The following is a 25,581-nucleotide window of genomic DNA, read 5'->3' on the forward strand; positions in this document are numbered from 1 at the left end:
CTTACTTGCCCGGGTCCTTCACGTCGGCAAACTTGTCGAACTCGACGTTGTACAGCGCGTTGCCGACTTTCTCCACGCGGCGGATATAGACCGTCTGCACCACGTCGCGGGTGGCCGGGTCAATCGTGATGGGCCCGCGCGGGCTGTCGATCTTCATGCCCTTGAAAGCGGCCATCGCCTTGTCTGCGTCGATCTTGCCGCCGAGCTTGTTGATGACGTCGTAGATCGCGCCGATCCCGTCATACGCGGCAACCGCCATGAAGTTGGGGCGGCCATCGTCGGGATTGGCCTCGGCAAAGGCTTTCAGGAAGGTCTTGTTCTGCGGCGAGTCGTGCGCGGCCGAGTAGTGGAATGAGGTGATGACACCCAGCGTGGAATCGCCCATGGCCGGCAGCACGTGGTCGTCCGTCAGGTCGCCCGTGGCGATGACCTTGATGCCGGCCTGGGCCAGCCCGCGTTCGCGAAAGCCCTTCATGAAGGCCACGCCCTGTTCTCCGGCCGGCAGGAAGACGAACACGGCTTGCGGCTTGGTGTCTTTGACGCGCTGGATGAATGGCGCAAATTCCGGATTGCGCAGTGGCACGCGCACGGCCTCCACCACTTGGCCGCCGCCCGCCGTGAAGGTCTGTTTGAAGGCGTTCTCCGCATCGATGCCCGGGGCGTAATCAGCGACCACCGTGGCGACCTGCCTGATGCCATTCTTGAGCGCCCACGAGGCCATTGGCGCGGAGACCTGCGGCAGCGTCATCGACACGCGGGTCACATAGTCCGACTTGGTGGTAATCGACGACGATGCGGCGTTGAAGATCACCATGGGCTTCTTGGCCCGCTGCGCAATGGGCGCCACGGCCAGCGCTTCCGGCGTGAGGCCGAAGCCTGCCAGGAAATCGACCTTGTCGCGGACCACCAACTCCTGTGCAAGGCGCTTGGCGACGTCGGGCACAGGGCCTGTCGTGTCCTTCATGATGATCTGTACTTGCCGCCCGCCAGCCGTCGTGCCGTGCAGCTTCTGATACGCCTTGATGCCACCTTCCATCTGCTTGCCGTAGTCGGCAAAGGGGCCTGAGAAAGGCGCGATCAGGCCAATCTTGATCGGCTCGTCCGCAAAGGCAGGGAAGGCGGCGGCAAACGCAACAGCGGCCGCGGTCAACAGCAGGGCACGACGTTTCATGACGGTCTCCAAGGGTTGGCCGGCAGGCGTGGGCCGAGAAGACATCACGGCGTCGCCTGCGCGTGGCGACGATCCTAAAGGCTCTGTGTTCGCAATGCAATCGAGTGTTCGCATTGTGAACGTCCGTCGCGCGTCGATTACTTCGTGTGTTTGCGTTTGGCGGGCCGATGGCCGGGTTCGCGCCATTCATCCGCCTCGTCGTTGAACAGCGACGACACCAGCGCGCGGAACCACTGGCTGCGCGTGTCGTTATGAAATCTGCGATGCCAATGCTGCTTGAGATCGAAGCTGGGCAGCTCCAGCGGCGGCTCCATCACGCAGATGTTGGCGTGCGATTGCATGAACGACAGCCCGACTGCGTGCGGCACCGTTGCAATCAAATCGGTGCGCGACAGGATGAACGGGATGCTCATGAAATGTGGCGTGAGCAGGGCGGGTGTGCGGCGAATGCGTTTGCGCTCCAGAAAACGTTCATACAGTTCCTGGCTGCGGCCTTCGGCACGCACCACGGCGTGGCCGTACTCCAGGAACTGCGCCATCGACAGCCTGGTGTTGCCGCCGCGTGTCACGGGGTGGTCAGCCCGCACGATGCACGTGAAGTAATGCGTGAACAGCCGTTGCTGGAAAAAGTTGTTGCTCCTGAGATCCGGAAAGTAGCCGACGGCCAGGTCAAGGGCGCCCGTCTCGAGCGCACGCTCGATTTGCGCAGGCGGCAGCGACACGGATTGCACCGACGCGCGCGGGGCCTCGCGCGCCATCGCTTCGACGATGCGTGGCAGGAACACCATCTCGCCCACGTCGGATAGTGCAACGGAGAAGGTGTGCGAGGTGGTGGCCGGGTCAAACGCGCCGGTTTCCAGGATGCCCTGCTGCACCCGCGCCAGCACATCACGTGCTGCAGGAATGAGCGCCAGCGCCCGCGGCGTCGGCTCCATGCCGCGCGAGGTGCGTACGAACAGCGGGTCATCAAACGCTGCCCGCAGCTTGCCCAGCGCGGTGCTCACGCCCGGCTGGCTCATGCCGAGCTGTTGCGCCGCCTTGCTGACGCTGCGCGCGTCATGCAGCGCCAGCAGGATCGGCAGCAGGTTCAGGTCGAAATCGGACAGGGCGGACATGGCAATATGATTATTCGGATCAGCGATAGAGATTATCGCCAATATTGCATTGTGCGATATCAAGGCGCGCCCCAACAATGCTTGCCATAACGAAACCCATCCACTCGGAGACACCACCATGCGCACCCAGGTCGCCATCATCGGCGCGGGCCCGGCGGGCCTGCTGCTCGGGCAGCTTCTGCACCGCAACGGCATCGATGCCGTCATCCTCGAAACCAAGAGCCGCCACTATGTCGAAGAACGCATCCGCGCCGGGGTGCTGGAACAGGGTACGGTCGATCTGCTCAATGAAGCCGGCGTGGGCGAACGCATGCGCCGCGAGGGACTTGTGCATCACGGCATCGACTTGCTGTTTGGCGGCACGCGCCATCGCATTGATCTGACGGCGATGTCGGGTGGGCGGTCCATCACCGTGTATGGCCAGCATGAGGTGGTGAAAGATCTCATCGCGGCACGTATCGAGCAGGGCGCGCCGCTGCTGTTCGACGTGTCGGACGTATCGGTGCACGACATCGAATCGGCCACGCCGTCCGTGCGCTTCACCCACGACGGCGTGCCTCAGACGCTGCAATGCGACTACATCGCCGGCTGCGACGGCTTTCACGGCATCTGTCGCCAAGCCATTCCAGCGCAGCGGCAAGCCGTGTTCGAGCGCATTTACCCGTTTGCGTGGCTCGGCATCCTGGCCGAAGCCGCACCGGCGGCTGAGGAGCTGATCTATGCGAATCACGATCACGGCTTTGCGCTGTTCAGCATGCGCTCGCCCAAGATCACGCGCCTCTATCTCCAGTGCAAGCCGGACGAAGACCTGGCGGAATGGTCCGACGCCCGAATCTGGGATGAGCTTCACACGCGCCTGGAAACCAACGACGGCTGGCAGCTGAAGGAAGGCCCCATCTTGCAGAAGAGCGTGACGCCGATGCGCAGTTACGTCTGCGAGACGATGCAATACGGGCGTCTCTTCCTGGCAGGCGACGCTGCGCATATCGTGCCACCCACTGGCGCAAAAGGCATGAACCTGGCCGTGGCCGACGTGCGTGTGCTCGCCCAGGCACTGATCGCGCGCTACCGCGAGGACGACGCGTCAGCGCTGGCCGGCTATTCCGAGCGCTGCCTCCAACGCATCTGGCGCGCCGAGCATTTCTCGTGGTGGATGACGTCGATGCTGCATCGCTTCGACGATCACACGCCGTTCATGCAGCGGCTGCAGCGCGCCGAATTGGACTACGTGACGCGGTCTCCCGCGGGTGCGCGCGTACTGGCGGAGAACTATGTTGGCTTGCCGTTTGCCGATGAGCCGGCAAGTGGGCTGAGCCTGGTCAATTGTCCCAGGGCGGCGTAGCCATCGGCTTGGAGAATGCAGGGTGCGGTGCCCCACCGGCATGCGTGCGGCTGCGCGAGGGTCGGCCGCGCCGCCCCTGCCGTCTCAAGTCGGTGGTCGGAGGTTGCGGTGACTCAAGCAGCGCCGCAGCCACCTCTCCGGGTCACGGGTCTGCTGCGCGCTGGCTGTGATGGCTTCGCGCCCCACGCTTGCGCATCCAGCTGGTCGGGTCGGATCCGTAGGCGAGTGCCGCGCAAGCCAGCACAGCGGGTTGTCTCGCTTCCTGCTGCGGCAGGGGCCATGCCGCGCATGTTTTTCGGACGTCCAGTGCAGATCGGCCGGATATGACCCGGCCGCGTCGCCAAGCCTGCAGGACCCTGTGACGGGGTGTAGATCAAACGTTGGCGTCGCTGTCATCGCCATGAAAAACCGACGGGTGTATAGTCGGAAAGCACTCGACGTTCAGGAAGGGGGCGGTTGCGATGGACACTTCGCCGGCGGGCCAGTACAAGGGCTTCGATATCTATCCGTTGGCTTACCAGCACGAACGCACGGCGCGCTGGCCCGAGGCCAGAGAGGACCGCAGCTACAACGCCGCTGTCATGATCTGCCGGGCGGGGGAGTCTCCCGAACCGGGCCAGACACAGGTTTTCCGCCTGTCGGGAGACCAGCAGTTCACGAATGTGGGCGACGCGCGGATCGCAGCATTGCGTTTTGCCGAAAGCATCATCGACGGCGGTGGGGGCCACATGCCACTGGCAGATGGCGCATGAGGCCGCGCAGACCGCGTCTGTGATAGAATAACGCGCGAATCCCGGCTCGCCGCCCGGCCAGATTGGTTGTGGCGACGGAGTCTAGCACCGGGGATGACCCCGCGTTGATCCGGGCGGCGCGCATCTGCGACCGCCACCCATTCCTCGCTTGCACTGAACGGCGTACGCCACAGGCGGACATGACTTGCGTTTGGTGCGATCCGGTACCCCCATAGCCCCTGTCCGGGCAGAGATGATCGCAGCGACACTGCTGCATGCCCCTTGGGGCATGCCTCGGCGCTCTGGCGGGTCATCACACCATTGCAACCATGACGCAGCTGCGCGCTGCACACAAAGGAACGAGTTTGGCCAAGGAAGAACTGATCGAATTTGAAGGGGTGGTCTCGGAAGCACTGCCCGATAATCGCTTTCGCGTGCAGCTGGAGAACGGCGTCGAGATCTGGGCATATGCATCGGGCAAGATGCAGAAGCACCGCATCCGCATCCTGGCGGGTGATCGGGTGAAGCTCGAGATGTCGCCGTATGACCTGACGAAGGGCCGTATCAACTACCGGCACAAGTAAGGCAAAGCCGGCCGATCGGTCCGCCCGGCGGGCGTCTCGAAGAAACCGCGTACTCGGAAAAGTGCGCGGTTTTTTTATGATCATTGCATAAGCAGCGTTAAATTCCGTTGATCTGCGGGCAACTTCCGGTATCATGCCGGCAGGTTGTCGGCGGGGGGAACGTGCTGACAGCACCGCTGCAGTGCAGGGCTTTTCATTTCTGTAAAGCCGCGCCTTGCCATCCGGCAATTGGCGCTCCATCTGTACCAGTCCTCAATTAAAAGCGCACGGCCCGCCGATGTCTGTCGGCAGAGGCTTCCAATCGCGCATTCAATGCGCCGACCGGGGCGTCGTCTGACGCTCATGCCCGTTCGGTGTTCAGTGTGCCAATAGAGTCACACCACATCGGGATACCGCACAGGTAGGACGGCGCTTGTCCACCATATCTGGGCGTAACGTTTTGCGTCCGAGGGAACCTAAAACACAATGTTGGGAAGCAAGAATGCAGCACAGAGGGCGGCGCGCAAAAGCAGGCGCGCCACGGTGGGCTTGTTGGCGGCGGCAGCGCTGACGGGCCTGGGCATACAGACAGCCTCGGCGCAGGCCACGCGCCCGAAGGCGCCGATCTACGGCGTGACGCTCGACGATGTCAGCAAAATCAACGCGATCGTCGCATCGCTGACGCATCTGCCGTACAAGCCGACCGTGCGCGTCGTCTTTGATCCGGGTACGTCGGCGGCCGATTACTACGCTCCATTGGTCAAGCTTCACCAGGTTGCGTATGTGATGGGCGAGGTCATGGACTCGTACTATTTCCCGGTCGATCCCGCCACCTACAGCGCCCGAACCAATGAGCTGGTGAGCACGCTGAAGAACGTGGTCGACGTGTGGGAAATCGCCAACGAGATCAACGGCGAATGGCTGCGCGCCGACCCGAACGGGCCCACGGCGACGGCCACGTCGGAAGAGCAGACGATCGGCCAGATGGTCGGTAATGCGTATGACATCGTCAAGGGCGCAGGCGGCCTGGTGTCGGTGACGATGTATTACAACGACGATGGCAAGGGCAACAATTGCTATCAATTGCCGATGGATTCGTGGCGCACATGGGCAACGAACTTCCTGCCGTCGCGTGTGCTGCAGGGCGCGGATTACGCCCTGTTCAGCTACTACCCCTACAAGGATTGTCCGGGCCTGAGCCCGTCGTGGACCAGCGACTTCCAGTTGCTGGAAAGCGTCTTCCCGATGGCGAAGGTCGGATTTGGTGAGATTGGCACGTCCAGCATCTCGGCGCCGACCTCCGTACAGCAGAATCTCATCAAGTCGTATTACCCGATGGGCACGACCCAGATGGCGGCTGACCCCCGCTTCATCGGCGGTTACTTCTGGTGGAACTACGTCGAGGAGATGCTGCCGTACAGCACCAGCACGTACTGGAGCCTGCTGAAGCAGACCATCTCGCCGCTGCCGGCACCGCAATAAGGGCCGCAGCGCCTACGCCAGAAAGGGGGGGCGTAGCCGTGGTCGGGGTGCTGGCTCCGGCCAAGAAAAAACCCGCGTCAGCTCGCGCTGCGCGGGTTTTTCCATGGACCGCCGACATCAGCCGCGCGAAGACAAATACGCGCGGAATTCCTTGGCCACTTCCTTGTGCTTGAGCGCAAATTCCACCGTGGCCTTCAGGTAGCCCAACTTGCTGCCGCAGTCGTAGCGCACGCCCTTGTAACGGTAGGCCAGCACCTGCTCTGCCGACAGCAGCGATTGGATCGCGTCCGTCAGTTGCAGCTCACCGCCCGCGCCCGGCTTGAGGTTGCGGATGTGATCAAAAATGCGCGGCGTGAGGATGTAGCGGCCGACCACCCCCAGGTTGGACGGCGCGTTTTCCGGCGCCGGCTTTTCGACGATGCCCGACATCTTGATCACGCTGCCGTCTTCTTCCCACGGCCGGCCATCGACAACGCCGTACGAACGGCTCTGCTCACGGTCGATCTCTTCCACGCCAATGACCGAGCAGTTGTAGTGCTCGTACAGGTCGACCATCTGCTTCATGACGGGCGGGTCGCCGTCCAGCAGGTCATCCGCCAGGATGACTGCGAAGGGCGCGTCGCCCACGAGCTTCTCGGCACATTGCACGGCATGGCCCAGGCCCAGCGCTTCCGGCTGGCGCACGTAGAAGCAATCCACATGCGACGGCTTGATCGAACGTACGACCTCGAGCAGGGCAGTCTTGTGCTTGGCTTCCAGTTCCGCTTCCAGTTCGTACGCCTTGTCGAAGTGATCTTCGATGGCGCGCTTGCTGCGGCCCGTGACGAAGATCATCTCGGTGATCCCGGCGGCCATGGCTTCTTCCACGGCGTACTGGATCAACGGCTTGTCTACGACCGGTAGCATTTCCTTCGGGCTGGCCTTGGTGGCCGGCAGAAAGCGGGTTCCGAGCCCCGCGACGGGGAAAACGGCTTTGGTGACGCGTTGCATCGTGGTTTCCTTGATATCGATTGTTCCGGGCGCTCAGGCGGCTTGAACCGGTAGCCGTGCGATCTGGGCCTCCAGCTTGGCCAGCGTGGCTTTGAAATCCGTCACGCGCTTTTGTTCCTGTTCCACCACGGCGGCCGGCGCGCGGGCGACGAACGATTCGTTGCCGAGCTTGGCTTCGCACTTGGTAATCTCGCCGCGCAGGCGGTCGATTTCCTTCGACAGGCGCGCATGCTCGGCAGCCACGTCGATCTCGATCTTCAGCAGCAGCTTGTTCTCGCCGACGATGGCGACCGGTGCGCCTGCGCCGTCCTGCTCCATGGCGGCCGCATCCGTGTAGACCTTCACTTCAGACAGCTTGCCCAGCGCCTGCACGTACGGTGCCGCCACCTGCAGGAATTCGGCTTCGCCATTGGCGTACAGCGGCACGCGCTGCGCCGGGGAAATATTCATCTCGCCGCGCAGGTTGCGGCAGGCGTCCACCAGCGCCTTCAGTTGCTGCACCCACTGTTCGGCCTGTTCGTCGATCTTGGACAGCACGGCGCGCGGGTATTCCTGCAGCGCGAGGCTTTCGGTGCCGTCGCCCTTGGCGCGGCCAGCCATCGGCGCCACCTTCTGCCAGAGTTCTTCGGTAATGAACGGAATGATGGGGTGCGCTAGGCGCAGCACGGTTTCCAGCACACGCAGCAGCGTGCGGCGCGTAGCGCGTTGCTGGGCGGGCGTGCCGGTCTGGATCTGCACCTTGGCCAGTTCAAGGTACCAGTCGCAGTATTCGTCCCAGACGAATTTGTAGATGGCGTTGGCGATGTTGTCGAAGCGGTAGTCGGCAAAGCCTTTTTCCACTTCAGTTTCCACGCGCTGCAGCAGCGAGACGATCCAGCGGTCGGCCTGCGAGAAATGCAGGTAGCCTTCTGGGCCGCAATCGCCGACGCATTCCTGCACGCCGCAGTCCTGGCCTTCGGTGTTCATCAGCACGAAGCGCGTGGCGTTCCAGAGCTTGTTGCAGAAGTTGCGATAGCCCTCGCAGCGGCCCGGGTCAAAGTTGATGCTGCGGCCAAGCGTGGCGAGCGAGGCGAACGTAAAGCGCAGTGCGTCGGCACCGAATGCGGGAATGCCTTCGGGGAATTCCTTGCGCGTGCGCTTCTCGACTTTGGGCGCGTCCTTCGGGCGGCGCAGGCCGGTCGTGCGCTTGGCCAGCAGCGGCTCCAGCGCGATACCGTCGATCAGGTCCACCGGGTCGAGCGTGTTGCCCTCGGACTTGCTCATCTTCTTGCCTTCCGAATCGCGGACGAGGCCGTGCACGTAGACGGTGTGGAAGGGCACTTCGCCGGTGAAGTGCAGGGTCATCATGACCATGCGCGCCACCCAGAAGAAGATGATGTCGTAGCCCGTGACCAGCACGGTCGAGGGCAGGAAGTGCTTCAGTTCCGGCGTATCGGCCGGCCAGCCCAGCGATGAGAACGGCACCAGCGCCGACGAGAACCACGTGTCGAGCACGTCGTCGTCACGCGTGAGTGCGCCGGTGTAACCCTTAGAAGCTGCCTGGGCCTTGGCTTCCTCTTCGGTGCGGCCGACATACACATTGCCAGCTTCGTCGTACCACGCCGGAATCTGGTGACCCCACCAGAGTTGGCGCGAGATGCACCAGTCCTGGATGTTGTTCAGCCACTGGTTGTACGTGTTGACCCACTGCTCGGGCACGAGCTTGATCTTGCCGCTCTGCACGGCGTCCAGCGCGACTTCAGCGATGGAGCGGCCCGGGAAGCGCGTGCCTTCGGGCGCCGGTTTGCTCATGGCGACGAACCACTGATCCGTCAGCATCGGCTCGATGACGACGCCGGTACGGTCGCCGCGCGGCACCATCAGCGTGTGCTTCTTGACTTCAGCCAGCAGGCCCTGCGCCTCGAGATCCTCGACGATCTTCTTGCGCGCGTCGAAGCGATCCAAGCCGGCATAGGCGGCCGGTGCATCGGCAACGATCTTCGCGTCGAGCGTCAGGATCGACAACTGCGGCAGCTTGTGGCGCTGGCCCACCGCGTAGTCGTTGAAATCGTGGCCAGGGGTCACCTTGACAACGCCGGTGCCGAACGCGCGGTCGACGTATTCGTCGGCAATCACGGGGATCTTGCGATCGGTCAGCGGCAGGTGGACGAACTTGCCGATGAGGTGGGCGTAACGTTCGTCCTCAGGGTGCACCATCACGGCCGTGTCGCCGAGCATCGTCTCGGGGCGGGTGGTGGCCACCGTCAGGTGGGTCAGGCCGCCAACGGCGTCCGGTTCGGCCAGCGGATAGCGGATGTGCCACAGCGAGCCTTCTTCTTCCTCGCTCACCACTTCCAGGTCGGACACGGCGGTGCCCAGCACCGGGTCCCAGTTGACCAGGCGCTTGCCGCGGTAGATCAGGCCCTGCTCATACAGGCGCACGAAGACTTCGCTGACCGCGCGCGACATCTTCGGGTCCATCGTGAAATATTCGCGCTCCCAGTCGATCGAGGCGCCCATGCGGCGCACCTGGCGCGTGATGGTCGAGCCCGATTGCTCTTTCCATTCCCAGACCTTCTCGACGAACTTCTCGCGGCCCATGTCGTGGCGCGACACGCCCTGGGCGTCCAGCTGGCGCTCGACAACGATCTGCGTGGCGATGCCCGCGTGGTCGGTGCCCGGCACCCACAGCGTGTTGGCGCCGGACATGCGCGCGTGGCGCGTCAGGCCGTCCATGATGGTCTGGTTGAACGCGTGGCCCATGTGCAGCGTGCCCGTCACGTTCGGCGGCGGCAGCTGGATACAGAAGTCGGGTTTGCCGGCTTCGAGCGTCGCGCGGGAGACGCCCATCGCTTCCCAGGCCGCGCTCCACTTCTGCTCGATGGTGGCGGGTTCGAAACTCTTGGCGAGGGACTGGTTTTGATCGGTCATGCTGACGGGGCGCAGTGGGCGCAAAAAGACGTTTGGCCCAGGAAAATAGCGGGCGAAAGCTTGGAATTATACGGCGTGTCGATGTCCGGCACGGGCGAAGCGGCGAATGCGGCCGGTATAATTTCAGGATTCTGCCGAGGCTCCTCCCGCATGTCCGACCTGCTCGCCAATCTGAACCCCGAACAACGCGCTGCCATCACGCTTCCCGATGAATCGGCGCTGATCCTGGCGGGGGCGGGCAGCGGCAAGACGCGCGTGTTGACCACCCGCATCGCGTGGCTGATCCAGAGCGCGCGCGTGTCGCCCTCAGGTGTGCTGGCCGTCACGTTTACGAACAAGGCGGCCAAGGAAATGACGGCCCGCCTGCAGGCCATGCTGCCGATCAACACGCGCGCCATGTGGATCGGCACGTTCCACGGTCTGTGCAACCGGTTGCTGCGCGCGCATTACCGTGATGCCGGTTTGCCGCAGACGTTCCAGATCTTGGATACGCAAGACCAGCTCTCCGCCGTCAAGCGCCTGCTCAAGTCGCTCAATATCGACGACGAGAAATTCCCGCCCAAGAATGTCCAGTACTTCATCAATGGCGCCAAGGAGCAGGGCCTGCGCGCTGGCGATCTGGAAATCGCCAACGAATACGACCGCCGCATGGCCGATCTCTACGCCGCTTACGACGCGCAATGCCAGCGCGAAGGCGTGGTCGATTTTGCCGAGCTGCTGCTGCGCTGCTACGAATTGCTGCGCTACAACGATGCCATCCGCGCGCACTACCAACGGCGCTTCAAGCACATCCTTGTCGACGAGTTTCAGGATACGAACAAGCTGCAATACGCCTGGCTCAAGATCCTCGCCGGTCTGGGCGAGCCTGGTGTCACGCCCAACGCCATCTTTGCCGTGGGTGACGATGACCAGAGCATCTACGCGTTTCGCGGCGCCAACGTCGGCAACATGGTCGATTTTGAGCGCGAATTTCGCGTCGAGCACCGGATCAAGCTGGAGCAGAACTACCGCTCGCACGGCCATATCCTCGATACCGCCAACCACCTGATCTCGCACAACACGCGTCGGCTGGGCAAGAACCTGCGCACGGATGCCGGCCATGGCGAGCCGGTGCGCGTCTATCAGGCCGCCACCGACGGGCAGGAAGCCGGCTGGATCGTCGAAGAAATCCGCGACCGCATTGCCAGTGGCACGGCGCGTTCCGAAATCGCCATCCTCTATCGCAGCAACGCGCAGTCACGGGTGATTGAGCACGCGCTGTTTTCCGCCGGCATCGCCTACAAGGTCTATGGCGGCCTGCGCTTCTTCGAGCGTGCGGAAATCAAGCACGCGTTGGCGTATCTCCAGCTTCTTGAGAATCCCGACAATGACGCCGCGTTTGGCCGCGTGGTGAACTTTCCGGCGCGTGGCGTGGGGGCGCGTTCGCTGGAGCAGCTGCAGGATGCGGCGCGACTGTACGGCATTTCGCTCGCGGCATCGGTGCCGTATCTCACCGGGGCAGCGGGCACCAAGTTGTCGGCGTTTGTGCGTCTGATTGAGCAGATGCGTGCCGACACGCGCCAGATGACGCTGCCCGAAATCGTCCAGCACGTCATTCATGCCAGCGGCCTGATCACGCATTACCAGGGCGAGAAGGAGGGCCAGGACCGCATCGAAAACTTGCAGGAACTGGTGACCGCCGCCCAAGCCTTCGTTGCCGAAGAAGGCTACGGTGTCGACGCAATTGCGACCGCATTGCCGGTGCGCCACGACGCCATGCTGCGCATCGAAGGCGGCGAGATCGATACCGTTTCTGAACTCGTGCTCGACGAGACGCCCGCGGAGATGACACCGCTGGTCGCGTTTCTCACGCACGCCTCGCTAGAGGCTGGCGACAACCAGGCGCAGGCCGGCCAGGATGCCGTGCAGATGATGACCGTGCATGCGGCCAAGGGGCTGGAATTCCATGTCGTCTTCATCACCGGACTGGAAGAGGGTCTGTTCCCCCACGAAAACAGCCAGATGGAGAAGGACGGCCTGGAGGAAGAGCGCCGCCTGATGTACGTGGCGATTACCCGGGCCCGCGAGCGGTTGTATCTGTCGTTCGCGCAAAGCCGCGTGCTGCATGGTCAGATCCGCTACCACATCCGTTCACGCTTCTTTGACGAATTGCCCGAAGAGACGCTGAAGTGGCTGACGCCGCAGCAGTCGGGTTATCAAGCCACCCGCCGTGCGCAAGGCGATTCCGCCTGGGGCAAGGATTGGTTCAAGCGCCCCGAGCGCGGCGATGACGACGCCTACACTGGCCGCCCGACCGGCGGCATGGACACCGGCAAGAACTACGCTGACGCCAAGCGTGCAGAGGCCACGGGCTTCCGCGTGGGCCAGTCGGTGTTCCACAACAAGTTCGGGGAAGGCGTCATCACGACGCTGGAAGGCGAGGGCGCCGAGGCGCGCGCCCAGATCAAGTTCAACCGCCACGGCGTGAAGACGCTGGCGCTGGGCATCGCCAAGCTCGACCCGATCAACTGAGCATCGATCGGGTTGACGTGCAGGTCAGACCGTCGTGTCGGTGGCTTGGCCCGCAGCCTGCGTGACATTGAAGCAGCCGCGGTAGGTGGCGTAGAACGAGCAGTACAGCACTGCCATCACCAGCACACGGTAGGGCGTGGCGATCAGCGGCGCGATGTTGTTGGCGTCGCTCGAGGCAAACAGAGCATCGATGAACAGCGGCACCGCGATCAGCAGAATCGCGGAGAGGGCGCCATACAGGATGAACGCCGCGCGATTGCGCCACACGGCCATCCAACTGAAGAACAGCGCCTTGCCCACCGGGATGCCATGCCAGGCCACCAGCAACGGCGCAAACCAGAAAAGTACCGCCACCGGGATGTACAGCACCGATCCGATCACCATGGCGAGATAGAACTCGCGGATGGCATCGGTCGTCAGTGGCTTGTCGCTGACCACCGTCATGAGGGTATCGACATCGACCAGCATCATCAGCACGCCGCTGACAATCAGCACGAGCACACCGTAGATGCCGCCGAGCTTGAGCAGGCTGCGCATCGCATCCTTGCCGTAGGCGCGAAAGCCCGCGATCAGCGACGCGGGCCCGATGCGCTTGCCTGCCACGGTATCCCGGCACGCCGACATGAATCCCACGAAGATGGCCGGATTGACGAGCAGGATGGCGAACACCCCTACAGGCGGAACCAGCAGCATCAGCAGGTTCACGGCAAACAGGTAGAGGAACAGCAGCAGCAAGAAGCCGATGGGGTTCTTGCGGAACAGCCAGGCGCCCTGGCGCAGCCAGACGTAGCCTTGCTTGCCAGAGACTTCGATCAGTTGCATGGTTGGGGAAGGTCCAGAGTCAGGCCATGGGCGCCGACGCGTTCGCGCAGCACGCGCTCAAAGTGGGTCGGGTCATGCGGCTTGAGCAGTTCGGCATCGCGCGGCAGATAGAAGTCCCACAGGCGCGACACCCAGAAACGGTAGGCGGCGGCGCGCAGCATGTCTTGCCAGTGACGCGCTTCAGCATCGATGAACGGACGTACGGCATGGTAGGCATGGAGCATCGCCTGTGCCCGTTCGGCATCAAGCGCGCCGGTCGCAAGGTCGATGCACCAGTCGTTGACCGTGACCGCCACGTCGAAAAGCCACTTGTCGACGCCCGCGAAGTAGAAGTCGAAGAAGCCGCCAAGGCGCTCAGGCTGCCCGTTTGCGGCGGGCTCGAACAACACGTTGTCACGGAAGAGATCACAGTGACAGGGGCCTTCCGGCAGCGAGGCATAGTCGGCGCTGGCAAAGAACAGTCGCTGATGGGCGAGTTCGCCCTCCAGCAGCGCGCGTGTGTCGCCATGCACGAAAGGCGCCACGTCCGGCACCACCTCGTTCCACCACGGCAGGCTGCGCAGGTTCGGCTGATGGCGCGAATAATCGCGCCCCGCCAGATGCATGCGGGCAAGCATGTTGCCGACAATGGCACATTCAGACGCGGTGGGCGCCAGGTTCGATCGACCTGACAGCCGCGTCACGATGGTCGCAGGTTTGCCGTTGAGGGTGCGCAGGATCGCGCCGTCTCGTCCTGGGATCGGGGCCGGCACACTGATGCCGCGCGCCGCCAGATGTTGCATCAGGTACAGGTAGAACGGTAACTGCTCGAGCGTCAGTCTCTCGAACAGCGTGACGACGTACTCGTGCGTCTGCCCGTCTTTCTCCGTGGTCAGGAAGAAATTGGAGTTTTCGATCCCGGAAGGGATGCCGCGAAATGCGCGCACGGCGCCCACATCGTATTGATCCAGCCAGAGGGCGATCTCGGCGTCGGAGACCGGGGTGAAAACAGCCATGCTTTGCAACAGGAAACAGGTGGAGGAAGAAGGGGCAGCCCACATGGGGCTGCTCGGAGACGCCGCCGCTGCGGCGTGACGCTTAGAACTTGAGGACGTTCACCGAGGGTACGCGGTCGACGGTGCCGCGTTCGCGAATGCGCGGCGAGCTGTCTTCGGGCTTGCTCATGTCGTAGGACGTGCCCATGCCCGATTTGACATGGATGTCTGGAGCCTGCCCCTTCTGGAAGCGATATTCCTCGACCTGCGTGCCGTCGTTGTCGCGGTATTCGAAGCTCGGCTTGACGGGCTCATGGTGGATCGCGCCCTTGGTCGGCTTGGCGATCGGCTGATTGTTGATCGCCTTGACGTCCGGCAGGTCCAGGCCGGCGCTGTCGGCCGTCACTTCGGCATGTGCGGGCAGCGCCAGGCAGAAAGCGGCGCTTGCCAACAGCCCCATATGGCGCATCAGGCGCGCGGCGGCCAGACCGGAACGGGACAGGGCGGCGGGCGGGTGAAACAGCGAATCCATGATGGACTCCAGCGAGTGATCCGGGACCGCACATTCTAGCAGTCCGAGCCCCTCGCCATCCGCCGTGCGGCTTGCGCCTGTCGTTACAGGTAGAACATCTCCTCCTTCGGAGGAATCGGCGAGGTCCCTTCGCGCTTTTCATAAAACTCGTAGACGGCGTCCAGCGCGTCCTTCGGCTCGTCAACGATGCGCATGATGTCGAGATCGTGCTCGGCGATCAGGCCCATCGGCAGCAGCGTGAAACGGAACCAGTCGAGGAGGCCCTTCCAGAAGCGGCTGCCGAACATCACGACCGGCACGCTGCGCGATTTACCGGTCTGGACCAGCGTCAGCACTTCGGCCAGTTCATCGAGCGTGCCGAAGCCGCCGGGCATGACGATGAACGCGTCGGAGTTCTTCACGAAGGTGACCTTGCGCGTAAAGAAATGGCGGAAACGCATCGAAATATCCTGGTATGGATTGCCCTGCTGCTCATGCGGCAACTCGATGTTCAGGCCGACGCTGGCCGACTTCCCGCTATGCGCGCCTTTATTGGCCGCTTCCATGATGCCGGGCCCGCCGCCCGAGATGACGGCGAAGCCTGCGTCCGAGAACAGGCGGGCGATTTCGATGGTGCGTTCGTAGTACGGCGAATCCTCGCGCAGGCGCGCGCTGCCGTAGATCGAGACGGCCGGGCGGATCTCCGAGAGGTACTCGGTCGCCTCGATGAACTCTGCCATAATCGTGAACATCTGCCAGGAGGCGCGCGCTTTCTTTGCGGTGGCGCGTTCCTCGTCAGCAAGTGCCCGCAGACTGGGGATCATCTTGCGATCGGTACGGCCGGCTGCGGTGTCCGATTTGGCGGAAGCAATCTCCACAGGATGGTCGGCGCCCACCGTCACGTTGACGTCCATGTCGGCCGCCGATACACCTGCAGCCTGCTTCGCCACGCCACCTTCAGCGGAAGCGCCATTGTTGGAAACGCCTTCGGGCGCGCCAGTCACTTTAGAGTCCATGGGAATGTCGGAAAGTCAAGAAACGCTGTTGCTCGTCGATGGCTCGAGTTATCTGTACCGTGCTTATCACGCACTGCCCGACTTGCGAAATGGAGAAGGGTTTCCTACGGGCGCCATCTACGGCATCGTGAACATGCTGCGCAAGCTGCGCAACGATTACCCGGCCAAGTATAGCGCTTGCGTTTTCGACGCCAAAGGCAAGACCTTCCGCGATGACCTGTATCCCGCATACAAGGAACACCGCGCGCCCATGCCGGACGACCTGCGCGCGCAGATCGAACCGATCCACGAAGCCGTGCGCGCGCTGGGCTGGCCCATCCTGGTGGTGGATGGCGTCGAGGCTGACGACGTGATCGGCACACTGGCCGATCGGGCGGCCCGCGAGGGTATTCGCACCATCGTCTCGACGGGCGACAAGGACCTCGCTCAACTGGTCAACGACCACGTCACGCTGGTCAACACGATGACAAACGAAACGCTCGATCCGGCTGGGGTGCAGGCGAAGTTCGGCGTGCCGCCCGAGCGCATCGTCGACTACCTCTCGCTGATCGGCGATACGGTCGATAACGTGCCGGGCGTGCCCAAGGTCGGCCCGAAGACTGCCGTGAAGTGGCTGTCCGAATTCGGTTCACTCGACAATGTCATCGCCCGTGCCGGCGAGATCAAGGGCGTCGTCGGCGAGAATCTGCGCAATACGCTGGAATGGCTGCCCAAGGGGCGCGAACTGTTGACGGTGAAGCTCGACTGCGATCTGGCCAACGAGGTACCGACGTTCGACGCACTGATCGACGGCGGCGAAGACAAATCCAAGCTCGTCGATTTCTTTTCGCGCTACGGTTTCAAGACGTGGCTGCGCGAAGCCTCCGGTGAGGCACTGCCAGACACGCGCAGTGTTGGCGCGGCGCGCAAGGCCGCCACACCCGTGAAGAACTACGCTGGTGAAGCCGCACAGCAGCAGGCGCAAGCCAGCCTGTTCGACGTCGAGGCGCCGCCCGGCGAGGTGCGGTACGAGACGGTGACGACCGAGGCGCAGCTTGAATCGTGGATGCAGCGGCTGGACGAGGTGGACCTGGTCAGCATCGACACGGAGACGACGTCGATCGATCCGATGCTCGCGCAGCTCGTGGGCATTTCGCTGTCTGTCACGCCGGGTGAGGCGTGCTACATCCCGGTGGCGCACCGGGGGCCGGATGTCGCCGGCCTCGATGGCGCCGCGCAGCTCGCGCGCGATGCGGTCCTCGCGCGCATGAAGCTGTGGCTCGAGGATGAATCGCGCAAGAAGGTCGGTCAGCACCTGAAGTACGACGCGCACGTGTTCGCCAACCATGGCATTGCGCTGCGTGGCATCGAGCATGACACGATGCTCGAATCGTACGTGCTCGAGTCCCATCGCAATCACGGCATGGATGCGCTGGCCGAGCGCGTGCTGCATCTGAAGACCATCACGTACGAAGCGGTGTGCGGCAAGGGCGCATCGCAGATCGGCTTTGACGAGGTCCCGCTCGATCGCGCGACCGAGTACGCGGCCGAGGACGCCGATATCACCCTGCGCCTGCACCGCACGCTGTATCCGAAGGTGGCGGAAGACGACAAGCTGCGCTACGTCTACGAGCAGATCGAAATGCCAACCTCCATCGTGCTGCAGAAGATGGAGCGCAACGGCGTGTTGATCGACGCCGACCGTCTGGCGAAGCAGAGCAGTGAACTGGGCCAGCGCCTGGTTGAACTCGAAATACAGGCGCACGCGCTGGCAGGCCAGCCGTTCAATCTGAACTCCCCGAAGCAGATCGGCGACATCTTCTTTACGCAGTTGAAGCTGCCGGTCATCAAGAAGACCACCAGCGGCGCACCGTCGACTGACGAAGAGGTCCTGCAGAAGCTCGCCGAGGATTACCCGCTGCCCAAGCTATTGCTGGATTACCGGGGTCTGGCGAAGCTCAAGTCCACCTACACCGACAAGCTGCCGAAGATGGTGAATCCGCGCACCGGCCGGGTTCACACCACGTATGGCCAGGCGACGGCAGTGACGGGCCGACTTGCATCGACCGATCCGAACCTGCAGAACATTCCGGTCCGCACGGAAGAGGGACGGCGCATCCGCGAGGCGTTCATCGCGCCGGAAGGCAGCGTGATCGTGTCGGCGGATTATTCGCAGATCGAGCTGCGCATCATGGCCCATCTGTCCCAGGATGAAGGCCTGCTGCGGGCATTCCAGGAAGGGCAGGACGTGCACCGGGCCACCGCTGCGGAAGTGTTCAGCGTGACGCCGCTCGAGGTGACGGCTGACCAGCGGCGCGTCGCCAAGGTCATCAACTTCGGGCTCATCTACGGCATGAGCGCATTCGGGCTGGCCAGCAACCTCGGGATCGGCCGCGATGCCGCCAAGCTCTATATCGATCGCTACTTTGCCCGCTACCCTGGCGCGGCCCGGTACATGGATGAAACGCGTCAGACGGCGCGCGAGCGTGGCTATGTGGAGACCGTCTTCGGACGACGCCTGTGGCTGCCTGACATCAACGGCGGTAACGGCCCCCGCCGCCAGGCTGCGGAGCGCGCTGCGATCAACGCGCCGATGCAGGGCACGGCAGCCGATCTCATCAAGCTGTCGATGCTCGCCGTGCAGGGCTGGCTGGAAGCAGAGGCCATGCGTTCCCGCCTTGTCATGCAGGTACACGACGAGCTGGTGCTGGAGGTTCCGCAGGAGGAACTGACCGTCGTGCGCGAGCGCCTGCCCGAACTGATGTGCGGTGTCGCAACGCTGCGTGTGCCACTGGTTGCAGAGGTGGGCGTGGGCGCCAACTGGGAAGAGGCGCACTGAAGCACCGCCACCTGTCCGCCGGACAACGCGCGACGGCGGCTTGCCTGCCAAGGCAGCCTGCGAACGGACGTGCTATGCGGTATCCCTGATCCGGCCTATCCACGCGCCTGGGGTTGCGGCAGATTTTGCGTTGCAGCAGACTGCAACTGACAGATCACGCGATCGCATCGATTTTCAGGGCTTGCAGGGAGACACACATGGCAGGGCAGACGGAGCGCGCGGACGGACCGCGCATCGTGGTGGTGGGGGGCGGGGCAGGCGGGCTTGAACTGGCAACGCGACTGGGTGACAAGCTTGGCAAGCGCGGCCTGGCGCAGGTTGTGCTGGTCGACCGCAACCCGACACATATCTGGAAGCCGCTGTTGCACGAAGTTGCGGCAGGCAGCATGGATCCGAACACCCACCAGCTCGAGTACGCCGCGCAGGCGCGCTGGCATGGCTTTGAGTTCCAGCAGGGTGAACTCAAAGCGCTCGACCGTGTGGCCAGGACCATCACCGTTTCCGGGAGCCTGGATGCCGATGGCACCGAGGTGCTGCCCGAGCGTGCCATTCCATACGACACCTTGGTGCTCTCCATCGGGAGCGTGACGCATTTCTTCGGCGTGCCGGGCACGGCCGAACATGCTATCGCGCTGGATACTGCGTGGCAGGCCGAGCGGTTCCGTCGCAAGCTGATCTCGGCGTGCATGCGTGCGCAGAATCGCGTGGGCGACGCCCGACCGCAGGTGGACATCGCCATCGTGGGCGCGGGCGCCACGGGGGTCGAGCTGTCCGCCGAATTGCGTAACACCGCGCATGTGCTGGCCGCGTATGGCCTGCACAAGATGGACCCGCGCCACGATATCCGCATCCACCTGATCGAAGGCGGTCCGCGCATCCTGCCGGTACTCAAGGAGCGGATTTCGGCCGCGACCACCGGGCTGTTGCACAAGCTCGACGTGGACGTGATCACCAGCGAGCGCGTGACCGAAGTCACCGCCAACGCCGTGAACACGGCCAGCGGCAAGTCCATCCCCGCGGACCTGACGGTGTGGGCCGCAGGCATTCGCGCGCCTTCGGTCCTGGGTGAACTGGGTCTGCCGGTCAACAAGCTGGGGCAGCTGATCGTGTCTCGCACGTTGCAGGTGGAAGGCGAAGATTCCATCTATGCCTTCGGCGATTGCGCGAGCTGCCCCTGGCCGGAGGCGTCCACCAGCGTGCCCCCTCGCGCGCAGGCGGCACATCAGCAGGCCACTTATCTGTACAAGGCCTTGCGCCGGCGCATGGAGGGCAGGCCGGTCGAGCCCTTCGCCTTCCAGGACCTGGGGTCGCTGGTGTCGCTCGGCCATTTCAGTGCGGTGGGAAGCCTGATGGGCGGCCTGATCGGCGGCTCGATGTTCATCGAGGGCTTGATGGCGCGGCTGATGTATACGTCGCTGTACCGCATGCACGTGCTGGCGCTGCACGGCTGGGTCCGCATGGCGCTCGATACCGTGACGCATTGGCTGCGCAGCAAGACGAACCCGCGGGTCAAGCTGCACTAGGCGCGCCGCCGGGATGCCGGGCTCTGCAGCGTTGCATCTGCTTGGGTAGACTTATCGCTTCGTTCACCGTAATCGCCTCCCGGGGCGCAAGGAGCGTGCGATGCAGTTGGAAGCAGAAGTGGAGAGCCTGGTGCCTGGCCGCGGTTTTGATCGCCGTGGCTTCATGAAGACCGCGCTGGGTTCGGCATTTGCGGCGGCGGTGCTGCCGGTATCGGCGCAGGCCATCAAGACCGATTTCATCGGGCTGACGGCAGGCGAGGTGACAGTGCCCGTGGGCGACTTCAAGATGCCGGCCTATCGCGCCCAGCCCGAAGGCAAGACCAAGCTGCCGGTGGTCATCGTCGTCAGTGAAATCTTTGGCGTACATGAGTACATCGCCGATGTCTGCCGGCGCTTCGCCAAGCTGGGCTATCTGGCCATCGCGCCTGAATTGTTCGCACGCCAGGGCGATCCGCAGTCGTACGCCACGATCCAGGAATTGCAGGCCAACATCATCTCAAAGGTGCCCGACGCGCAGGTCACGGGCGACCTGGATGCGACGGTGGCCTGGGCCAAGCAGAACGGGGGCGATCCGACGCGCATCGGGATCACCGGCTTCTGCTGGGGCGGTCGCCAGACGTGGCTGTTTGCCGAGCATAGCCCGGACGTGCGGGCCGCCGTGGTGTGGTACGGCCAGCCGAAGGGCAACCCCACGCCTCTGCAGCCGACCTTTCCAATCGACAGGGTGGACGAGCTCAAGGCGCCCGTGCTGGGCATGTATGGCGGCAAGGACACCGGTATCACGCAGGACGCTGTCGGTGCGCTGAAGACGGCGCTGGAATCATCCAGGAATCCGAAGGCGCACGCGTCGCGCATCATCGTGTATCCGAATTCGGGCCATGCATTCCATGCCGACTACCGGCCGAGCTACGTCAAGGCGGACGCGGAAGACGGCTGGAAGAAGTGCATCGCCTGGTTCAAGGACCACGGCGTCGCGTAGGGGTTCATCGCCCGGCAGGAGAGGCCCCGCGCGGGCCTTTTGTTCTGGTTGCGCTGGTAAAGGTGGGCAAAGGGGCATACAATGCGCCTCTTCTTGCAACTCGGTTGCGTTTATAGGCGCACGCCGCATGACCTTCGATACCACCCTGTTTGGCATCCTCGTGGCCACCGCGCTGTCGGGTATCGGCAGCATGGCCGGCGCAGCCGTGCTGTCGCTGACCGTGCTGTCGCGCGTGGTTGACCGCATGGTCAGCTTTTCCGTCGGCGTCTTGCTGGCCACGTCGCTGCTGCATTCGCTGCCGGAGGCGTTCGAGGCGCGGCACGGCATGGAGCCCAATACGCATGCGCTGTTCGCGACGCTGCTGGCGGGCCTGCTCGGATTCTTCCTGCTCGAAAAGATCTCGCTGATCCGCCACTCGCATCATCACGAGGGAGACGGGCATGGCCACCATCACGGGCACGATCGCCAGGAAGCGGGCCGCAGCGGCCTGATGATCCTCGTCGGCGATGGTCTGCACAACTTCTCGGACGGCATTGTCATTGCTGCCGCCTTCCTGGCAGACACCCGGGTTGGCATTGTCACCGCGCTGGCGATTGCCGCGCACGAAATCCCGCAGGAGATCGGCGACTTCATGGTGCTCCTCAATGCTGGCTTCACCAAGGCCCGCGCGTTCGTCTACAACCTGATCTGCAGCCTCTGTGCGCTGGTGGGCGCGGTACTCGGCTATTACCTGCTGGACCGGCTGACGGCGTGGATTCCGTACGTCCTGGTGGTGGCCTCCAGCAGCTTCATCTACATCGCCGTGTGCGACCTGATGCCGCAGATGAAGCGCAAGCCGCGCTGGCAGGAATCGGCGGTGCAGGTTGCCTTGATTGTGGCAGGCATCGTGATGATCTTCCTCCTGACGGATGGCCTGCACGGCCACGCGCACTGAGCCAGCCTTCCCAAAGAAAAAGCCCGGTCGATGCCGGGCTTTTTTGTGCACGGGGGCAGGTTATGGATTCGGCCCGCTTGCCACCGGGCGCGACGGGTCGCTGCACCATTCGCTCCACGAACCGGCGTACAGGGCAGCGCCAGGCAGTCCGGCGATTTCCATGGCGAGTGCGTTATGGCAGGCAGTCACACCAGAGCCACACTGCAATACGGCGTCTTCCGGTTTTGCACCGGCCAGCACGGCGGCAAAGTCGGCGTACAACTGGTCTGCGTGCTTGAACGTGCCATCGGGCTGCAGGTTGTCACGGAAGAAGCGGTTGCGCGCGCCAGGGATATGGCCGCCCACCGGGTCCAGCGTTTCGTTTTCTCCGCGGTAGCGATCGGGGGCGCGGGCATCGATGATGGGCTTGTTCGCGTGGCCCAGGTACTTCTGCACGATGTCGGCCGTCACCAGCGGCGCGAGCGAGGGCTTGCGGGCGAGGTTGCCTGGCGCGGCGTTGAGCTGGGGTTCTTCCGGCACGACCGCATCGGCCGGGAAGTGCATGGCTTCCCACGCCTGCAGGCCACCGTCGAGTACAGCCACGTCCGGATGACCGACCCAGCGCAGCAGCCACCAGAGGCGCGCGGCGAACATGCTGCCTTGCCGGTCGTAGGCGACGACCTGTGAATCGTCATTGACACCCAGCGCCCTCAGGCGCGCGACCAGCGCTTCGGCGTCCGGCAATGGGTGGCGGCCATTGCTGCCCGTCTTGGGGCCGGAAAGTTCGTTGTCCAGGTGCAAATAGAAAGCGCCGGGGATGTGGCTTGCATGATATGCGTCCCGCCCGGCGGCGGCATTGGCCAGGTCAAAGCTGCAGTCGATGACGACAAGGTGTTCCGGCGCGCTGTGCTGCAAGGCGGCCAGTTGCGGCGCGGTGATGAGGGTGGCGTAGTGAGCGCGTTCGCTCATGGCGGCAATCTCCAATCAAACTTCCGGGTGGATCTCGGCTTCGGGGCCTGACACGGCCGTCTGCGGTGTAGGGTGCTCCGCGCCCGACTGGCGGGCGCGCATCACCGTGGTGACGATGCCGCTACCAATGATGAGCGCCATGCCTGCCCACGACAGGGCATTCAGGCGGTCATTCCAAAACAACATACCCCAACCGCTCGCAAAGACGATGCCGGTGTACTGCAGGTTGGCCGTCAATAACGTGTTGCCGCGTTTGTAGGCGCGTGTCATGGCGGTCTGTCCCAGGGTGGCGAGCAGGCCGACGGCGACCAGCAGCCCGGCACTTGACCAGGTATGTTGCTGCGCACCGCCGATGAGCATCCAGACACCGCCGGCGGCCGCGCTCACGAGCGAGAAATAGAACACGATGCGCGCTTCGTTTTCACCGAGATCGCCCAACTGGCGGACCTCCACATAGGCGAGGGCAGTGAAGACGCCGGACACCAGCCCGACCATGCCGCCTGTCATCTGCGAAGCCCCGACGCTCGGCTGCAGGAGGCAGATCACCCCGATGAACGACATCAGAATCGCCGCCACCATCTTGCGATCCGCGCCGCCCGACTTGCCGGCCAACGTGGCGCCTGCGCCAATGATCAGCGCGATCCATACCGGCGACATGTAGTTCAGCGTCATCGCGGTGGCCAATGGAAGCAGGCTGATGGACGTAAACCACAGCAGCAGCGACGTCACGCCGAACACGCTGCGCTTGATGTGCGACATCAGGTATGGCGTGCGGACGCCAGCGCCTGTCCTGACAAGAATCGCGCCCATGACCGTCAGCCCGATCACGCTGCGGTAGAAGACGATTTCCCCTGTGCTGTAGTGGGCGGAGGCAAGCTTCACGCATACGCCCATCGCCGAAAAAGCGAATGCCGCCAGGATCATCCAGAGGGACTGGCGGGAAGCACTGGCAGACCGTTCGGCAGCTTGGGCGATGAGATCGGCAGACATGGACGGGACGAAAAAAAACGGTGCACGCCACATGGGTGCACCGTTTGCATTGTCACTCGGTTGGCGTCTGCGCGCCAGCGCCCGGGTCAGTAGTCCATGACGCGTCGATACCACTCGTGGAAGTGCTGCATGCCGTCTTCCATGGGTGATTGGTACGGGCCGACTTCGCTCGTGCCGCGCTTGAGCAGCGCCAGGCGCCCGGCGTCCATGCGTTCGGCGATTTCATCGTCCTCGATGCACGTTTCCATGTAGGCGGCGCGCTCGGCTTCGACGAACTCGCGCTCGAACAGGACGATTTCTTCCGGGTAGTAGAACTCGACCACGTTGCGGGTCTTGGTCGGCCCCATCGGATGCAGCGTCGACACGACCAGCACGTTCGGATACCACTCGACCATCACGTTCGGGTAGTAGGTGAGCCACACCGCGCCGTACTTCGGCATCTCGCCGTTGTTGAAGCGCAGCACGGCATCATGCCACTTCTGGTAAGCCGGTGTGCCGGGTTTGCGCAAATTCGCGTGGATGCCGACCGTCTGCACGCTGTGCCACTCGCCAAACTCCCATTCCAGGTCGTCACACGAGACGAACTGCCCGAGGCCTGGGTGGAAGGGCACGACGTGGTAGTCCTCGAGGTACACCTCGATGAAGGTCTTCCAGTTGTAGTTGCAGTCGTGCACCTCGACGTGGTCGAGCATGTAGCCGGAGAAATCGAGATCGCGCGCCACGCCCAGGCGGGCGAGGTCTTCACGCACGTCGCGCTTGCCCTCGAACAGCAGGCCGTTCCAGTTCTGCAGCGGCGAGCGTGACAGATGCACGCACGGTTGCTTCTCGAAGTGCGGTGCGCCCAGCAAGTCGCCCTGCAGGTCGTATGTCCAGCGATGCAGCGGGCAGACGATGTTCTGGGCATTGCCGCGCCCATTGAGCATGATTGCCTGCCGATGCCGGCACACATTGGAGAGCAGTTCGACGCCGTTCGGGTTGCGCACCAGCACGCGGCCTTCGGCCTCGGCGGCAAGCGTGTGATAGTCGCCGACTTCCGGGACCATCAGCTCATGGCCGACGTAACCGGGGCCATGTTTGAACAGACGTTCGATTTCAGTTTGATACAGCGCCTCGTCGAAGTAAGCAGAGACGGGCAACTGGGTTTCAGACGGCACCAGATTCAGTGCGGCGCTGAGATTGGACATTATCCCCACTCCCAATAACGGTGAAAGCAGTGAACAACCCAACCATCGACAAGATCGATTTGGGAAA

20 protein-coding genes are annotated in these 25,581 nt (G+C 63.5%); 9 read left to right on the top strand and 11 right to left on the bottom strand.

Annotated elements, in window-relative coordinates:
- Position 1 precedes the first annotated feature (1 nt).
- Together R2N03_RS02490 and R2N03_RS02495 are read right to left on the bottom strand one after the other, a co-directional pair.
- On the bottom strand, positions 2 to 1,171 hold the full coding sequence (locus R2N03_RS02490; RefSeq protein ID WP_316654810.1) for an ABC transporter substrate-binding protein: 1,170 nt from the start codon (positions 1,169 to 1,171) through the stop codon (positions 2 to 4).
- A 137-nt stretch (positions 1,172 to 1,308) separates the two neighbouring features.
- A complete protein-coding gene (locus R2N03_RS02495) occupies positions 1,309 to 2,286 on the bottom strand; it encodes a LysR family transcriptional regulator (RefSeq protein WP_316654813.1) in 978 nt (325 codons plus the stop codon).
- Positions 2,287 to 2,404: 118 nt separating this feature from the next.
- On the opposite strand from R2N03_RS02495, the gene pobA reads away from it, so the two are divergent.
- The 4 genes from pobA to R2N03_RS02515 all read left to right on the top strand — a co-directional run bounded on the left by pobA (position 2,405) and on the right by R2N03_RS02515 (position 6,404).
- The gene (gene pobA / locus R2N03_RS02500) at positions 2,405 to 3,628 is read left to right on the top strand and encodes a 4-hydroxybenzoate 3-monooxygenase (RefSeq protein ID WP_316654815.1); all 1,224 of its coding nucleotides are present in this window, start codon (positions 2,405 to 2,407) and stop codon (positions 3,626 to 3,628) included.
- Between the two features lie 461 nt (positions 3,629 to 4,089).
- Positions 4,090 to 4,380 (top strand): hypothetical protein, encoded by a 291-nt coding sequence (locus R2N03_RS02505; protein ID WP_316654818.1) that lies wholly within the window; start codon positions 4,090 to 4,092, stop codon positions 4,378 to 4,380.
- A 344-nt stretch (positions 4,381 to 4,724) separates the two neighbouring features.
- Positions 4,725 to 4,943 (top strand): translation initiation factor IF-1, encoded by a 219-nt coding sequence (gene infA / locus R2N03_RS02510; protein WP_004631109.1) that lies wholly within the window; start codon positions 4,725 to 4,727, stop codon positions 4,941 to 4,943.
- A gap of 465 nt (positions 4,944 to 5,408) precedes the next feature.
- A complete protein-coding gene (locus tag R2N03_RS02515) occupies positions 5,409 to 6,404 on the top strand; it encodes a hypothetical protein (RefSeq protein WP_316654820.1) in 996 nt (331 codons plus the stop codon).
- 117 nt (positions 6,405 to 6,521) lie between these two features.
- On the opposite strand, the gene galU is transcribed toward R2N03_RS02515, so the two are convergent.
- Positions 6,522 to 7,394, bottom strand: a complete 873-nt coding sequence (gene galU / locus R2N03_RS02520) for a UTP--glucose-1-phosphate uridylyltransferase GalU (RefSeq protein ID WP_316654821.1) — start codon at positions 7,392 to 7,394, stop codon at positions 6,522 to 6,524.
- 33 nt (positions 7,395 to 7,427) lie between these two features.
- Positions 7,428 to 10,304: a valine--tRNA ligase gene (locus tag R2N03_RS02525; RefSeq protein WP_316654823.1), complete on the bottom strand. Its 2,877-nt coding sequence runs from the start codon at positions 10,302 to 10,304 to the stop codon at positions 7,428 to 7,430.
- A gap of 150 nt (positions 10,305 to 10,454) precedes the next feature.
- On the opposite strand from R2N03_RS02525, the gene R2N03_RS02530 reads away from it, so the two are divergent.
- Complete coding sequence (locus R2N03_RS02530; protein WP_316654825.1) at positions 10,455 to 12,815, top strand: UvrD-helicase domain-containing protein; 2,361 nt, start codon at positions 10,455 to 10,457, stop codon at positions 12,813 to 12,815.
- 24 nt (positions 12,816 to 12,839) lie between these two features.
- Here the strand turns inward: R2N03_RS02530 and R2N03_RS02535 are convergent, their stop codons facing one another.
- From R2N03_RS02535 to R2N03_RS02550, 4 genes are all read right to left on the bottom strand, one after another.
- A complete protein-coding gene (locus R2N03_RS02535; RefSeq protein ID WP_316654827.1) occupies positions 12,840 to 13,637 on the bottom strand; it encodes a BPSS1780 family membrane protein in 798 nt (265 codons plus the stop codon).
- Positions 13,628 to 14,632 (bottom strand): homoserine kinase, encoded by a 1,005-nt coding sequence (locus R2N03_RS02540; RefSeq protein ID WP_316654829.1) that lies wholly within the window; start codon positions 14,630 to 14,632, stop codon positions 13,628 to 13,630. Before R2N03_RS02540 ends, R2N03_RS02535 begins: the two co-directional genes overlap by 10 nt.
- Before the next feature lie 82 nt (positions 14,633 to 14,714).
- Entirely contained in the window at positions 14,715 to 15,143 is a 429-nt protein-coding gene (locus tag R2N03_RS02545; protein ID WP_316654831.1) for a hypothetical protein, read from the bottom strand.
- Between the two features lie 83 nt (positions 15,144 to 15,226).
- Positions 15,227 to 16,138, bottom strand: coding sequence for an LOG family protein (locus tag R2N03_RS02550; RefSeq protein WP_316654833.1), 912 nt, complete (start codon positions 16,136 to 16,138; stop codon positions 15,227 to 15,229).
- Positions 16,139 to 16,142: 4 nt separating this feature from the next.
- Between R2N03_RS02550 and polA the strand changes: the two genes are divergently transcribed.
- From polA to R2N03_RS02570, 4 genes are all read left to right on the top strand, one after another.
- Complete coding sequence (polA, locus tag R2N03_RS02555; protein WP_316654835.1) at positions 16,143 to 18,956, top strand: DNA polymerase I; 2,814 nt, start codon at positions 16,143 to 16,145, stop codon at positions 18,954 to 18,956.
- 197 nt (positions 18,957 to 19,153) lie between these two features.
- Positions 19,154 to 20,479: an NAD(P)/FAD-dependent oxidoreductase gene (locus R2N03_RS02560; RefSeq protein WP_316654837.1), complete on the top strand. Its 1,326-nt coding sequence runs from the start codon at positions 19,154 to 19,156 to the stop codon at positions 20,477 to 20,479.
- 100 nt (positions 20,480 to 20,579) lie between these two features.
- Positions 20,580 to 21,458 (top strand): dienelactone hydrolase family protein, encoded by an 879-nt coding sequence (locus R2N03_RS02565; RefSeq protein WP_316654839.1) that lies wholly within the window; start codon positions 20,580 to 20,582, stop codon positions 21,456 to 21,458.
- Positions 21,459 to 21,585: 127 nt separating this feature from the next.
- Complete coding sequence (locus tag R2N03_RS02570) at positions 21,586 to 22,392, top strand: ZIP family metal transporter (RefSeq protein ID WP_316654841.1); 807 nt, start codon at positions 21,586 to 21,588, stop codon at positions 22,390 to 22,392.
- 60 nt (positions 22,393 to 22,452) lie between these two features.
- Here the strand turns inward: R2N03_RS02570 and R2N03_RS02575 are convergent, their stop codons facing one another.
- From R2N03_RS02575 to R2N03_RS02585, 3 genes are all read right to left on the bottom strand, one after another.
- Positions 22,453 to 23,340, bottom strand: a complete 888-nt coding sequence (locus R2N03_RS02575; protein ID WP_316654843.1) for a sulfurtransferase — start codon at positions 23,338 to 23,340, stop codon at positions 22,453 to 22,455.
- A gap of 15 nt (positions 23,341 to 23,355) precedes the next feature.
- Positions 23,356 to 24,330 (bottom strand): DMT family transporter, encoded by a 975-nt coding sequence (locus R2N03_RS02580; protein WP_316654845.1) that lies wholly within the window; start codon positions 24,328 to 24,330, stop codon positions 23,356 to 23,358.
- An 86-nt stretch (positions 24,331 to 24,416) separates the two neighbouring features.
- A complete protein-coding gene (locus tag R2N03_RS02585) occupies positions 24,417 to 25,514 on the bottom strand; it encodes an aromatic ring-hydroxylating oxygenase subunit alpha (RefSeq protein ID WP_024975153.1) in 1,098 nt (365 codons plus the stop codon).
- Positions 25,515 to 25,581 lie beyond the last annotated feature (67 nt).

This window comes from Ralstonia condita (genome assembly GCF_958405655.1).
Lineage (GTDB): Bacteria > Pseudomonadota > Gammaproteobacteria > Burkholderiales > Burkholderiaceae > Ralstonia > Ralstonia condita.

Excerpts from the sequence above, each read along its gene's own strand:
- R2N03_RS02490 (WP_316654810.1), bottom strand. The coding sequence starts at position 1,171 with ATGAAACGTCGTGCCCTGCTGTTGACCGCGGCCGCTGTTGCGTTTGCC.
- R2N03_RS02495 (WP_316654813.1), bottom strand. The coding sequence starts at position 2,286 with ATGTCCGCCCTGTCCGATTTCGACCTGAACCTGCTGCCGATCCTGCTG.
- pobA (WP_316654815.1), top strand. The coding sequence starts at position 2,405 with ATGCGCACCCAGGTCGCCATCATCGGCGCGGGCCCGGCGGGCCTGCTG.
- R2N03_RS02505 (WP_316654818.1), top strand. The coding sequence starts at position 4,090 with ATGGACACTTCGCCGGCGGGCCAGTACAAGGGCTTCGATATCTATCCG.
- R2N03_RS02515 (WP_316654820.1), top strand. The coding sequence starts at position 5,409 with ATGTTGGGAAGCAAGAATGCAGCACAGAGGGCGGCGCGCAAAAGCAGG.
- galU (WP_316654821.1), bottom strand. The coding sequence starts at position 7,394 with ATGCAACGCGTCACCAAAGCCGTTTTCCCCGTCGCGGGGCTCGGAACC.
- R2N03_RS02525 (WP_316654823.1), bottom strand. The coding sequence starts at position 10,304 with ATGACCGATCAAAACCAGTCCCTCGCCAAGAGTTTCGAACCCGCCACC.
- R2N03_RS02530 (WP_316654825.1), top strand. The coding sequence starts at position 10,455 with ATGTCCGACCTGCTCGCCAATCTGAACCCCGAACAACGCGCTGCCATC.
- R2N03_RS02535 (WP_316654827.1), bottom strand. The coding sequence starts at position 13,637 with ATGCAACTGATCGAAGTCTCTGGCAAGCAAGGCTACGTCTGGCTGCGC.
- R2N03_RS02540 (WP_316654829.1), bottom strand. The coding sequence starts at position 14,632 with ATGGCTGTTTTCACCCCGGTCTCCGACGCCGAGATCGCCCTCTGGCTG.
- R2N03_RS02545 (WP_316654831.1), bottom strand. The coding sequence starts at position 15,143 with ATGGATTCGCTGTTTCACCCGCCCGCCGCCCTGTCCCGTTCCGGTCTG.
- R2N03_RS02550 (WP_316654833.1), bottom strand. The coding sequence starts at position 16,138 with ATGGACTCTAAAGTGACTGGCGCGCCCGAAGGCGTTTCCAACAATGGC.
- polA (WP_316654835.1), top strand. The coding sequence starts at position 16,143 with ATGTCGGAAAGTCAAGAAACGCTGTTGCTCGTCGATGGCTCGAGTTAT.
- R2N03_RS02560 (WP_316654837.1), top strand. The coding sequence starts at position 19,154 with ATGGCAGGGCAGACGGAGCGCGCGGACGGACCGCGCATCGTGGTGGTG.
- R2N03_RS02565 (WP_316654839.1), top strand. The coding sequence starts at position 20,580 with ATGCAGTTGGAAGCAGAAGTGGAGAGCCTGGTGCCTGGCCGCGGTTTT.
- R2N03_RS02570 (WP_316654841.1), top strand. The coding sequence starts at position 21,586 with ATGACCTTCGATACCACCCTGTTTGGCATCCTCGTGGCCACCGCGCTG.
- R2N03_RS02575 (WP_316654843.1), bottom strand. The coding sequence starts at position 23,340 with ATGAGCGAACGCGCTCACTACGCCACCCTCATCACCGCGCCGCAACTG.
- R2N03_RS02580 (WP_316654845.1), bottom strand. The coding sequence starts at position 24,330 with ATGTCTGCCGATCTCATCGCCCAAGCTGCCGAACGGTCTGCCAGTGCT.
- R2N03_RS02585 (WP_024975153.1), bottom strand. The coding sequence starts at position 25,514 with ATGTCCAATCTCAGCGCCGCACTGAATCTGGTGCCGTCTGAAACCCAG.